We start from the raw sequence: 11,920 nt of genomic DNA, 5'->3' as shown, positions 1-11,920 counted from the left end.
CCTCACTCCCGCTCGCTGCGCTTGACCGGGCGCGTCCAGTGCAGCGACCAGGCGGCTCCGCCGTCATCGTCGCGAAACAGATTGGCGCGGATCGGCTGCGGCAAGGCCGGGTCGTCGATCAACAGCGAGATGTATTCGCCCGCGCGTTCGCCTGTGCGTTTCCAGCCCGCGCCGATCTCCGGGCCATCGTCGGCGCCGTGGTGGATGCGATAGTCCGGCGCGTTTTCGGCATCGCACGGCTCGGCCGCAACGATGGTGAGTTCGCGGTAAAGCGTGAGCGTATGGACGCGCCCGACGAAACCTGTCGTCTCGCGCGTAAACTGGCCGATCTGCGGCATGGAAATCTCCTCGATGCTGGGGGTTGGGTGAAAGCCGGCGAGCACCGCACCCGCCGGAATTACGGCTGTCAGCGCGTCGCGGCGCGCCAGACGAAGCGGCCGTCGCCGTCCTCGTCGGTGTAGATCGGCGTCGCCCGGCCGATGACGGCGCTGACCGGGATTGGGCCGAAATAGCGGCCGTCCAGGCTGTCGCGGACAGCCGGGTTCATCAGGAAGATCTCGTCACCGCCGATACGGTGGCAGCCCTGCCAGACCGGCAGTTCGCGGCCCGTCCGGTCACGGTCGAGCGCCGCGCCAAGCTCGACGCCATCGACCGTGATCGTGCGGCGGATGCGGCAGACTTCCTGCCCCGGCAGTCCCATGACGCGCTTGAGCAGCGGCACACCGCGACCGATATAGCCGCGCTCGACCATGAAGTCGGCGAGCGCTTCGGGCGGATCGACCGCGACCAGATCGGTGACGGTGATGTCGCCGGGCGGATCGATATCGTAGAGGCCGATCGGCGCGCTGGCGGAGACGTTCCACACCAGCCGGGTCGGTGTCGGGATGAAGGACGAAATAGTGACGCCCATGATCGTGAAATACGTCACCATCACATAGCCGAAGCGGGTCATGGCTCGGCCCTCCGGCGCAGCAAGAACGCCCGATGCTGATCGGCGGTGTAGGCGCGCGGCTCGTGACCGGCGGTCAGACGGTTGTGGACGTGCCGCCAGTGATCGGGCGAAACCTTCTCCGGATCGATGCCGATCGCCTGGATGGCGTCGATGTGACGGAGCACCTGTTCGACCCTGGACCAGCCGTCGATCTTGAGCAGGATGTCGCCGCCGGGGCGCACGAAAGGTAGCGTCTGATAGGGTTCGCCCGGCCCCACGGTCCGCACGATGTCGATGCGCGAGATGATCGTGCCGAAGTCGTTCGAGGCCCAGCGGACGAAGGCGAAGGTGCTACCTGGCCGGAACGAGAAGATGCGGCGGCGGCGGTCGAGGATCTGTTCATGGGCTTCGCGACCGAACCTGATCCAGTGCTCGATCTTGTTCTCGACATGGGTGAGTTCGACGCGGGTCAGGCTGTCAAATGGTAGTGCTGACGGCACGGGGCCGCCGCGCACGCGGGGAGCCGCGTTGCCGGTCATGGGGTGTCTCCTTCGGTGGATGGGAATTCGCGCGCGAGCAGCGCGCGCAGCATCTCGGCGACGGTGACGCCGCGCTGGAAGGCCACGATCTTGATCCGGCCGCGCAGTTCCGGCGTGATGTCGATCGTCAGTCGCGCGGTGAACGCAGCACCGTCTCCCGCTCGGGCTGGTGGCGGTTCGCTGGCCTTGATCCAGCTCTCGGGATCGGCGGGACGCGCCGCGAAGCCGCGTTTCGGGGATCGTTCGCTCATGGCGCGATCCTTCCGATGTTGAGGCGGCCGATCTCTGCGGCCAGCGCTGCGATCTCGCGCGCGGCCGGACTGTCCGCGTCGATTTCCGATGCGAGCCGCCCGGACTGCGCGGCGTCGGCGAAGACGACGCGCTGGCCGATGGTGGCGGCAAGCAAGGGCGGATCGTGATCGGCCAACGTCTCGGCCGTCTCACGAGCGATGACTGTGCGCGCGCCGCAGCGATTGAGCACGAAGCGGGCGACAAGCTCCGGCCGGTAGATGCGCGCTTCCGTCAGCAGCGCCAGCATCTCGGCCGAGGCCCATCCGTCGAACGGTGACGGCTGCACCGGGATCAGCACGAGATCGGCGGCGAGTAATGCCGAGCGCATCAGCCCGGCGACACGCGGCGGTCCGTCGATGACGATGTGATCGACATTACGCGCCAGTTCTGGCGCTTCCCGGTGCAGCGTATCGCGGGCCAGGCCGACGACGCCGAACAGCCGTGGACGGCCTTCACGCGCCCGCTGCTGTGACCAGTCGAGTGCCGAGCCTTGCGGGTCGGCGTCGATCAGCGTGACGCGATGGCCGGTTCTCGCCCATTCGCCGGCAAGATGCAGGGCCAGCGTCGTCTTGCCGACGCCGCCCTTTTGATTGAGCAGGGCGACGATCATGGCACGCGCCTCGATCGCCCGGCGGCACTGGCACCATGGCTCGCGATCGCGCGCGTCAAAGAAAAAGAGTTAGATTCTTTATTAGACTCTAAGTTAGCGGTCGGATTCAGCGTTTTAGGCCAAAGGTTTAACTGTGGTCCATGCGCCTGATGTGCCGATAGGGCTGCGCCTGATGTACCGATACCCTTTGCGCCTGATGTACCGATGGCTTCCACAGCCTTATCCACAGGCACTGTGAATTGTTCGGCGGGCCGGATTTGCAAGTATTCGCGCCGTCCCTCCCGCCAGATGTCGATGCGGTAGCCGGGCAGCGGCTGGCGGGCGACGATGCGCCGGAGATCCAGCGCGAAATCCGAAATCCGCGCCAGGCTGCCGGACTTCTCGTGGAGATGAGCGACCTCGAACAGCCAGCCGTGCGGCTGGCGACCGGCGTGCTTGCGGGCGACGCGATACAGCCAGCGTTCGATACCGCCAGTCAGCCGGAAATAGTCCGGGTCGATGGTCAGGACCAACGAGCGATCGACGACGCCATTGTAGAACCATTCGGGCAGGACGAATTCCATGCCTTCGACGCGGCCGTCGCGGGTGGTCATCTCCTCCCATTCGTTGATCCAGGAGAATTGCCGCCGCCGCCAATGAACGCCGTTGCGGATGGTGGTGGCGATGACGGTAGACTGGAGCCTCGCCAGCGACGCCTTCAACAACTGATACTGGCGATTGCCGGTGTCGCGGCCGATGCCGCGCAGGAGCTGGTACGGCGTGAAGCGGAAGAAACGCGAGGTGCGCAGGCCGTGGTTCTCGGCCTCGACGATCTGGCTGGCGGCCCAGATCAGCACATCGGCATCCCAGATGGTCGCCATGCCATGCTCGGGCATTCCGAGCACCTGCACCTCGATGTCGGCGGCCTTGTAGAGGATCGGCGTGGTGCGCGGCGTCTTCGATAGCGAGAAGAACGGCCGTTCCATCAGGTCGCGCTGATCGCGGGGCGACGCATCGCCCGTCGCGACGACGAACGGATCGAGCCGCGCCCGCTCGCTGCCGACAAGGCGCTGGGAGCGCCGTGCGGCGTCGTGGGAGGGAGCGCCGGACATTCAGCGTGCGCCCCGCTCGGCGGGCGTCAGGGGACGCGCCGGGAAAACCCGGTCGGCATCCTTGTCGGTGGTGGATTTGCGGGCGGCGACCGCCGTCCAGGTTTGCAGATCGTCCAGCGCGTAGACGACGCGCCCGCCGATCTTGCGATAGGTCGGGCCGGTGCCGTAGGTGCGGTGCTTCTCCAGCGTCCGCAGCGAGATGCCGAGAAAGCGGGCCGCATCGGGCGTGCGTAGGAATCGGGGCGGCAGCCCCGTCTTCGGGTCGATCATGATAATACCTCCGGGTCAGGTTCGGCGGCTGTCGGCGGCGACAGCGGGCTATGGCGAACCGTGGCGGAGGATCGGCGGCTTGCAGCGTGCCGGAATCAGGGGAGTGCGATTCCGGCACCCCGGCAGGCGAAAGAGCAACAACGGCCAGGAACAGCGCTGCGATATTTGCTAGAGCTGAACTTGTCGCGCCGTGGAGATGTCGCGGCTTTAAATCGGCATTATTGACCGCGCAGCGCGATCACAAGCAAACGGAAGGCGTCATGGGCGTGACGACACATAGAATTGAGACCAGCGAGGGCGCTTTCGACATCACCGTCTTGCACCCCGGCACCGTCACGCGGTGTGTTGTTTTCGCGGCCGGGCGCGGCGGAAATCCGATGCGCCACCTGGGACTGCTGCAAGATTTTGCTGGCAAGGGCTTCCTGGTGGTCGCGCCTCATTTCGAGATGCTGGCCTCACCCGTCCCGACCAAGGCTGAGTTGACGGAGCGTGCCAGGAGAGTCGCGCTGGCGATGGCCCGCTATTGCCCGCCCGATCTGCCGATCTGCGGCGTCGGCCATTCGATCGGCACCGTGGTGCTGCTAGTGCTCGCGGGCGCGACGGGTTCGACGCTGGCGGGAGACGAACTGCTTATCACGGCCGAGCGCCCCTTCGATCGGCTGGTGCTCTTCACCCCGCCGACGGACTTTTTTCGGCGTCCGGGTGCACTGGCGTCGGTTACGGTTCCGATGCAAGTCTGGGCGGGCGGTCAGGACAGACTCACGCCGCCCGCACAGGCACATTTCCTCAAGGACGCGCTGAAGGACCAGGCTCCCGTGGATCTGCATGTCGTCGAAAAGGCTGGGCACTTCACCTTCATGGACGAACTGCCACCGAACACCCCAGATCCGCACCCGGCGCGGGTTGATTTCCTCCGGTCGCTGGCGACGGACACGGGCCGCTTCCTGGCCGGATACGGCGCTGGCCCTCATGAATGAAGCGCGCCGCTGAACGGCGCCGGCCAGGCACGCTGGGCTACCACTTAGTCGGGAGATGGACGGGATAGTGAAGGAGATCGCGATAGCCGCCGCGCACATAGTGAGTGCCATCGGCGACGAGACGGCGCGTCTGGTTCTTGCGGGGATCGCTCTCCCAATCGGTCTTGTTGCCGCGAAAGCCGAGCAACGCTTCGGCGATGGCGCGATAGCTGGCCCCGGCCAGTTTTGCGTCAAGCGCGCGCAGGATCAGGATATGCCGGTCGCGGGTCTGGGGCGGAAGGTCGTGCCGCCGATCGCCGGGCGGGCGTCCGGCCAGCGCCAGCCAGAAGCGCAGCGCGGCCTCGGCGCGCAGCTCGAACAGGGCGTCGAGCGGCAGGATGACGACGAAGTTCGTCGGATCGCCCGGCGGCGGTTCCGCAAGCCAGAATCGATGATCCCCACCCCATCCGCGCCAAAGACCGTGCCAGGCGCTGTCCATCGGCGATCGTGCCGCGAGACCGGGAAGTCCCGGCAGCACGATGGGCATGGCGAAGTCGCCGGGTGGATCGCCTGACGGACGAAGCTCGAAGGCGTCAGGCTGAAGCGCGGGCGTCCAGAAGAGCGCGGCGCGATCGGCGGGCTGGTCCGGGTCCGCCGCGAAATCGTAACCCCCAGCGGTTGGAGAACGCGGTCTGCGCCTCGGTGTCGTCGCGGGATTTTCGTTTCAGGCGATGGAAGTCGCGGCGATACTCGTCGTCGCGGCGGAGATATTCCCAAGCGAAGCCGGCGGCAGGAATGCTCTGAGCATGTCCATAAGCGGCCGGCGCGCGCCAATCAGAACTCGGCATGGCGTCACCTCTTTCCTCCAATGCGCCGTCGGCACCGGAAAGATCGAGTATTCACAACTTGAGGTGTATTTTGAACTTGCTGTTATAGGATATGTAGATCGCACAATCCGATCAATATTGGTGAATCATTACTTAACATCGCAGATGTGATTTAGCGAGCCGGGCGCAGCCCGGCGAGCAGCGGCCGTGTCATAGACATGGCCGCGCCCGCCGATCCGGTCCCACGGATCGGCGGAAAATCTCAGGGTGTGCGGAACCGGAAAGACGTAAAGCCGTGCAACCGGAAATCCGGCTGCACGGCTTTACGATCATCCGCGCTTCAGGCGCTGCATCCTTTCCGCCAGCGTCCACAGCGCCCGGTTTAGTCCGACATTCTGACCGATGCCGTTGATCGGGCGGGTCCGGCTGCGGCGGATACAGCCATCGGCATTGGTCCGGCGACCCTCCAGCCCGCCGCGTATCATGTTCTCCTGAATGACGTTGAAGGTGCTCCACAGGCTTTGCCCGACATCCTCGCGACGGCGCGGTGCGATGATCTGATCCGGGCGGACGGGGCTTTCGTCCTCGCCATAACGGGCGACGAGGCTCGCCTCGGCCAGCACGCGCTGTTCGTCCTGCGACAGTCGCGTGTCCTTCATCGTCTCGGTCGCGTCGATCAGGCGCGGAAAGTCTTCGGCGACCGTATAGACGCCTTCGATGATCTGATCCTGTATGCCGCCCTTGTGGGGAACGCGCACTTCCTCAAAGCGCTCGCCCGCAATCATGCTGTTTGTGCAGACGAACCGCAGCATCCCCGCGAACATCTGATAGGCCGACGTTCCGTCATGGCTGTTGACGATGATGACTTCCGCCGCCTCCGGCTTGCCGATGCCGTCATCCCGGCGCAGGCGCAACATATGCTTGGCGTGGCCGTGACGGCTGCCGTCGCGCGGCACCGACTGCACGGCGAAGAACGGGAACCATCCTTCCTTTCGCAGCCCTTCCACGATCTCGATGGTAGGGACGTAAACGTAGCGATCCGACCGGCTGTCATGCGCCTCGCGGGCGAAGACGGACGGGACGTGGCGGTAGAGGGCTTCGTTGTCGAGGGCTTCGCGCCCGCTGATCTGGTGGCTGTTCCGGCCGAACCGGGTGGCGAGTTGATGATACATTTTCTGTCTCCGTGGGCTTGGGTTGGAGCGCAGCGCTGCGCTGCAACCCTGGCCGTCGCCGAGACCGGGGTAGCAAGGTGCAAGGGCGGCCGGGCCGGAGGGGGATCACCCGACCTGCACGGAACGGAGGAACGACGTGAAGGAAGGCCGGGGACACCGGCCCGGACGAGCGCCAGCGATCCCTTGCGCCGCGCGGGGGCAGCGCCCCTAGCCAGACCCGCCCGGCATGAGCGCCAGCGGGCGCCGGGCATCAGGATCTGATCGGGATGTGCAAACCCGCAAACCCTGAAAAACGGTACATCCTGATCGCCGTACTCCCTGACAGGCGGTGACGGTCATGACCAGGACGAAGCCCCGCTCGGGCGAGCGAGGCTTCGGGAGGTGTCCGGTCTCAGTCGCCGTTGCGGCGCGACCAGATGAGATTATGGCCTTCGCCATCCTCGCCCTCGACCAGGCTGGCGTAGATCGGTGCGGGAAAGCTTGGATCATCCAGCTTGACGGAGAGATATTCGCGCTGCGTCTCGCGGGCGGTCTTCTTCCAGGCCGCTCCGAATTCCGTGGCCCCTGCGAAGATACGGAAGTCGGGGCAGCGCTCGCTGTCGCCCTCGGTGGGCACGAATTTCACGGTCTTGACGTTGAGGGTCAGGGTCTTGACCGCGCCGGTGAAGCCAGCCGAGCCGTTGTCGTTCTTGGTGAAGGTGCCGATGGTCGCCATGGCCGTGTTCCTTTTTCCTTCGGGCCGCGCCTATCGCGGCCTCGATGGTGGTCGTGCGATCGGGGACGATCGGCCCCGCACCCGGAGGGCTGGAACGCAGTGGAAGGCGTGAGGCGACGGCTTTTTTGCTTCGCGATGCAAAGCCGCAGGCGGCGGAAAAAAGCTGGCGGCGGACGTTGCGGGAAGACGAGCGAGGCGCAGCCGGTCTTCGGTCAGACCCAATCCATTCGAGGGCGCCGTGGGTGTGGCTGACAGGAAAACCCGAAGAACAGGACACTGGTGGCGGTCGGCCTCTGCGCCGGACCCGGCAACGGCGGTGAATATCCGCTCGCGTCAATCTTACGCCTGACCTTCAACGGCAAGGCCCGTACATCCTCGATGGGCGGACGGGTTTCCCGATTTTCACCTTCTTCCAGCGCCGACTTTCGCAGGCCGGAGACGATCATCCGACGGAGCAACGTGACCGTTCTCGCCAACGGACGATCCACGATTCCTGGCGCACTACCCGGCCGAGGGTGTCGATGCCGAGAACGAAGAGACCGCTGTCACGGTCCTGCCGCCGTCGCGCTGAGCAGATATCTCCAGAAGCCCCGCTCACCCGAGCGGGGGCTTCATCAGCGGAGGGCATCACCTCCGCTCTTCGCGTTAGCGATTGAAGCCGAATGGCGGAAACGCGCTGTCAGCGTGGTTCCGGCGCAGCCGAAAGCGCGGCCCGCAGGGCAACGCCCATCGCCCCTATCCTAACGGACCTCGATCCGATTCAAGGCTTTCCCATCCACCTTCAAGCCGGACGAGAGCGAAGCGGCTGCCTTCTGAACCATCTTTGGGCAGAAGGGTCATCAAACCCACTGTGAAGACAAGGGTTGGTCGGTCCTTTTGACGAAGCTGCTGCTTGTGGGATCCCATATGGCAGATGAACCCATGCTCCTCCATGTCGCTGCACAACTCCACGAAGCTCCGCGCATATTCAAGACGCTGTGACATGGCGCAGTCGTCCCACACGTCATTCAGATCCGTGATCCAGTCCGTCATCGCGGCTGCCGTTTCCAACGCGGCATCGTCCGTGACGGCGGAGGTATCGATGCGCAAAGCGTGTTGCTGCCCGAACGCCGACAGGAAGTCGCTGGCCTTGCGGATAGGGTTGGTCGTCACCAGCACCATTTTACGGAGCGCCCGTTCCATTTCCGCTTTCTGTCGGGCTTCTTGTTCGGGCGTCGGCTTTTCGAAGTAATGGACGTCAATCTGCATAGCGCGGGCAATGCTGCGCAGCGTCTGTTCATCCGGCCGGTGACGACCGCTTTCGATCTTTTCAATGGTGCGTGTGGTCAAGCCAGCAGCCTCCGCGAGGTTTTCCTGCGTGAGCTTGTGCATCTTGCGAATGAACTTCACTTGTTCAGCAATATAGGCGGGGTCGCGTTCCATAGTTTCCATTTTTGCTCTCCTTCGTTGAGATGCAACCACTTTGCCTTCTGAGCGCCTGTATGTCCCCGAACGCACCCCGAACGGAATCCGAACCGCTTCACGTCTCTCGCGGCGTCGGCGGCGCTAACCGCAAGAGTGCCGACATACCGACGAACCCGCCGCCGATGATGCAGAATATCTGCCGCCAGACTTCGGACGGCACAGCCTCGCGCGTGACGCCGTGGGCAAGGGCGTAGCCCGCCATGGCGGCGGGCGCGGCGAAGATCAGCGCCACGATCAGGCGCAGGACCGCCGAGCGCAACGACGCGAAGACGAACACCAGCAGCCCATAGGCGGTCGCCCCAGCGACGAGGCCGAAAAGGCCCGCGCCGATCAGGCCGGAGCCGGTGGCGTAGGCGAAGTGCGCCGCCTCCACGGCGAGCATGAAGGGCAAAGCATAGACGGCGAGCGTATAGGCCAGGACGCTCAGTCCTGCGATCAGCGCTACGCTCATCAACATCACGGCAATCATGATGGTTCTCCATAACGCCGATGACGGTTTCGATCATCGGAAAGTCGAGGTCAGCCGGTCGCGCGGTGAACACCGCGCGACCGGCTTTTTGGTGTCGGACGAAAAGGAAGGCCGGGACCGCTGATGCGATCCTGGCCCGATCCTCACTCGGCGGCGATCTGGAAGGCGTCACCATCTTGGCTGTCCAGCCAAGCGGGGCGCACAGTCCGCATGACAGCGGGAAGCCATCCGGTCCCGGCCAGAAGCTGCTCGGCGGCTTCCGCCATCTCCGTCTTCTTCAAGGCCCCGATCCGTTCCGCCGCCTCGTCGCTGACGGCTTCGCGCACGGCGGCGAGGATATGCGCCTTGGTGACGCGGTCGAAATAGGTCCGCGCGGTCGGGGTCCAGTGCGCCGTCATGTCGAGCGTTACCGCCGTCGCCAGCCTGTCCGCCGTCGCATGGGCGTGGGGCTTGCGCTCCCAAGGCTGCTTCACCGCGTTGACGGTGAGCGAAGCGCAATGGGCGAACAGCGCCATGACGCTGGCCTGATCCAGACCGGCGACGAAAACCCACAGGTCCGCCACGTCGCGCGGCATGTCCACCGCCCATCCGGCATGACGATCCGCCAGCGCCTTGCCCGCCGCCGTGTCCTCGATGCCGTCCGCATGGGTTGCGAGAGTGCTGCTCGTCGGGCGGATTTCGAGGCAGGCGGCGTCCACCCCGCGAAAGAAGGTCTGCGCCGCCAGCGCATGGGTGACGGCGATCAGCGCCATGTCCGGCTGTTCGCCCAAGGCGAGGCGAAGGCCCAGCGTCCGATGTGCGGTCAGGTCGCGGATGAGAAGGTCCGACAGCGGCTTGCCCGCATCCCCGGCGTCTTCCTCTTCCGTTTCCAGCGCGGAAACCGGGTTGCCGTCCTTGTCATGGTCGCCATCCTCGATGATCTCGCCGTCGCCGTTGACGCGAACGCCGTCGATCATGCCGCCGACTTCGCCGTCCGCATCCTCTTCGGGTTTCGGCTTCTCATCCTCGGCCCTGATGAAGCCGCGTTCGATGCGGGCTTCCCCATCATGGGAGAGAATGACGAACACGCCGCCGCGCGCGATCTCGTCGGCATCGTAAGCATGACGCAAAGCGTCGATGCGCTCGATCTCGGCCTCAAGCTCTCCGAACCACTGATCTACATCGTCGGGCAATTCGTCGGCGCTGTCATACTGCTGGGTCAACGCATCATATTCTCCTTGCGCAGCGGCATGGGCTGCCTCGTCTTCCTCCGACAATGCCACCGGATGTGGATAGGTGCGGCGCAACCCGTTGCCGTGCGGATAGTCGATATGGACCTCCGCCCATTTCCAGCCTTCCCCGGCCTTCACGCTCTCTGCGATCCCCTCCAGCTTCTCGACGACAAGCCGGTCCAGCAATGCGGCGTCCTCATAAAAGCCACCGCGATCCTCGGTGAACAGGTCGCGCAGGATCACGCCACCTGCTTGCGTATAGGCTTCCGCGCCGACGAACACCGCCCTCCGATCTGTTGCCGCGACGTTGGTCTTGGTCAGGTCGCGGCGGATGATCCACGGTTCGCGGTTATAGGAAAGGTTCTCGAACACCTGTTCCTGCCGGGCCGGATCGTCCACGATGGCGAAGGCCATCAACTGCTCCAAGGTCAGTCCGCCGTCGCGATAGACCTGCATCAGCTTGGGGCTGACAGCACCCAGACGCATCCGCTGGCGCACGACGTGCGCCGTGACGCCGAACCGGGCGGCGATTTCCTCCGCGCCCCAGCCGCGCGTCTCCGCAAGCTCGCGGAAGCGTTCGAACTGATCGGCGGGCGAGAGGTCTTCTCGCGTGACATTCTCGTCCAGGCTGATTTCGCTGGCGTCGTTCACGGTGTCGATGACGCAGCGGATCGGCTCGGTCTTCTTGATCTGCTTGCGCTTAACGCGCAGCAACTGCGCCAGCCTGCGGCCTTCACCGATGCTGACGAGATAGAAGCCGCTCGCGGCTCCCTCGGTGTCAAGCTCCGGCTCCACCACGAGGTTCTGCAGGATGCCCTTGGCGTGGATGCTCGCCGCCTTCGCCTCGATAGACGCCTCGCTATGCGGCGTCTTGCGGGCATTGTTCGGATGCTTCTTGAGTTTGTTGAGCGGGATGAATACCTCCGTGCCGTTCACGGTCACGGCGGTGGGGGTGGCGGTCGTATCATTGGCGATGGTCGTCATGGTCTTGCTCCTATTGGGCTTGGGTTTCGCGCAGCGAAGCGCCGCGCTGAAACCCTGCCCGTCGGCGAGACCGGGGGGTGCAAGGGCCAGGGCGGCCGGGGTGGAGGGGGATCACCCGGCCTGCACAAGCGGATGTCCGTCATGACGGATGTGCGGAAATTGAAACCGCGCGGAAGGTCGGGGAGACCACCCCGGACGGCGCGGCCTGCCGCGCTTCACCCTTGCCCGCGCCAGGGGGCAGCGCCCCCAAGCAACCCGCCCGGCGTGAGTGCCAGCGGGAGCCGGGGATAAAACCGGGTCAGGATGTGCAAAGCCCAGAAAAGCGTGCATCCTGATCGTCGATTTTTATTCTGTAGTGATATAGCTGATATGGTTTATCCCTGAATACTC

At 64.8% G+C, this 11,920-nt stretch carries 15 protein-coding genes; 1 reads left to right on the top strand and 14 read right to left on the bottom strand.

All coding sequences use genetic code 11. The features are described from left to right. Positions 1–2: 2 nt before the first annotated feature. The 7 genes from AC1PZ7_RS07555 to AC1PZ7_RS07525 all read right to left on the bottom strand — a co-directional run bounded on the left by AC1PZ7_RS07555 (position 3) and on the right by AC1PZ7_RS07525 (position 3,732). Positions 3–338 (bottom strand): DUF736 domain-containing protein, encoded by a 336-nt coding sequence (locus AC1PZ7_RS07555; protein ID WP_482358867.1) that lies wholly within the window; start codon positions 336–338, stop codon positions 3–5. 68 nt (positions 339–406) lie between these two features. Beyond that, positions 407–952 carry a S26 family signal peptidase gene (locus AC1PZ7_RS07550; RefSeq protein ID WP_482358866.1) on the bottom strand — a complete coding sequence of 182 codons (546 nt, stop codon included), beginning with the start codon at positions 950–952 and terminating at the stop codon, positions 407–409. After that, the gene (locus AC1PZ7_RS07545) at positions 949–1,470 is read right to left on the bottom strand and encodes a DUF2840 domain-containing protein (RefSeq protein WP_482358865.1); all 522 of its coding nucleotides are present in this window, start codon (positions 1,468–1,470) and stop codon (positions 949–951) included. Before AC1PZ7_RS07545 ends, AC1PZ7_RS07550 begins: the two co-directional genes overlap by 4 nt. Then, positions 1,467–1,721, bottom strand: a complete 255-nt coding sequence (locus AC1PZ7_RS07540; protein WP_482358864.1) for a ribbon-helix-helix protein — start codon at positions 1,719–1,721, stop codon at positions 1,467–1,469. The genes AC1PZ7_RS07545 and AC1PZ7_RS07540 overlap by 4 nt, the downstream gene beginning before the upstream one ends. Beyond that, positions 1,718–2,371, bottom strand: coding sequence for a ParA family partition ATPase (gene parA / locus AC1PZ7_RS07535; protein WP_482358863.1), 654 nt, complete (start codon positions 2,369–2,371; stop codon positions 1,718–1,720). Before parA ends, AC1PZ7_RS07540 begins: the two co-directional genes overlap by 4 nt. Then, the gene (locus tag AC1PZ7_RS07530; protein ID WP_482358862.1) at positions 2,368–3,462 is read right to left on the bottom strand and encodes a replication initiator protein A; all 1,095 of its coding nucleotides are present in this window, start codon (positions 3,460–3,462) and stop codon (positions 2,368–2,370) included. Before AC1PZ7_RS07530 ends, parA begins: the two co-directional genes overlap by 4 nt. After that, positions 3,463–3,732 carry a helix-turn-helix transcriptional regulator gene (locus AC1PZ7_RS07525; protein WP_482358861.1) on the bottom strand — a complete coding sequence of 90 codons (270 nt, stop codon included), beginning with the start codon at positions 3,730–3,732 and terminating at the stop codon, positions 3,463–3,465. A 260-nt stretch (positions 3,733–3,992) separates the two neighbouring features. On the opposite strand from AC1PZ7_RS07525, the gene AC1PZ7_RS07520 reads away from it, so the two are divergent. Next, positions 3,993–4,709, top strand: coding sequence for an alpha/beta hydrolase (locus AC1PZ7_RS07520; protein ID WP_482358860.1), 717 nt, complete (start codon positions 3,993–3,995; stop codon positions 4,707–4,709). A 37-nt stretch (positions 4,710–4,746) separates the two neighbouring features. Here AC1PZ7_RS07520 and AC1PZ7_RS07515 read toward each other — a convergent pair whose 3' ends face one another. The 7 genes from AC1PZ7_RS07515 to AC1PZ7_RS07485 all read right to left on the bottom strand — a co-directional run bounded on the left by AC1PZ7_RS07515 (position 4,747) and on the right by AC1PZ7_RS07485 (position 11,530). After that, entirely contained in the window at positions 4,747–5,235 is a 489-nt protein-coding gene (locus AC1PZ7_RS07515) for a DUF2285 domain-containing protein (RefSeq protein ID WP_482358859.1), read from the bottom strand. Positions 5,236–5,281: 46 nt separating this feature from the next. After that, a complete protein-coding gene (locus AC1PZ7_RS07510; protein ID WP_482358858.1) occupies positions 5,282–5,536 on the bottom strand; it encodes a transcriptional regulator domain-containing protein in 255 nt (84 codons plus the stop codon). A 308-nt stretch (positions 5,537–5,844) separates the two neighbouring features. Continuing rightward, on the bottom strand, positions 5,845–6,687 hold the full coding sequence (locus AC1PZ7_RS07505) for a DUF932 domain-containing protein (protein ID WP_482358857.1): 843 nt from the start codon (positions 6,685–6,687) through the stop codon (positions 5,845–5,847). A gap of 391 nt (positions 6,688–7,078) precedes the next feature. Continuing rightward, positions 7,079–7,402 carry a DUF736 domain-containing protein gene (locus AC1PZ7_RS07500; protein ID WP_482358856.1) on the bottom strand — a complete coding sequence of 108 codons (324 nt, stop codon included), beginning with the start codon at positions 7,400–7,402 and terminating at the stop codon, positions 7,079–7,081. 735 nt (positions 7,403–8,137) lie between these two features. Further along, positions 8,138–8,899 carry a helix-turn-helix domain-containing protein gene (locus tag AC1PZ7_RS07495; RefSeq protein ID WP_482358855.1) on the bottom strand — a complete coding sequence of 254 codons (762 nt, stop codon included), beginning with the start codon at positions 8,897–8,899 and terminating at the stop codon, positions 8,138–8,140. A 22-nt stretch (positions 8,900–8,921) separates the two neighbouring features. Then, entirely contained in the window at positions 8,922–9,335 is a 414-nt protein-coding gene (locus tag AC1PZ7_RS07490) for a hypothetical protein (RefSeq protein WP_482358854.1), read from the bottom strand. 143 nt (positions 9,336–9,478) lie between these two features. After that, a complete protein-coding gene (locus tag AC1PZ7_RS07485) occupies positions 9,479–11,530 on the bottom strand; it encodes a ParB/RepB/Spo0J family partition protein (RefSeq protein WP_482358853.1) in 2,052 nt (683 codons plus the stop codon). Between the last annotated feature and the right edge of the window lie 390 nt (positions 11,531–11,920).

The sequence above is a fragment of the Ancylobacter sp. TW_SC_1 genome (assembly GCF_056836805.1).
Note: the sequence above shows the minus strand (reverse complement) of the source record. Positions and strands in the feature narration are given on the sequence as shown.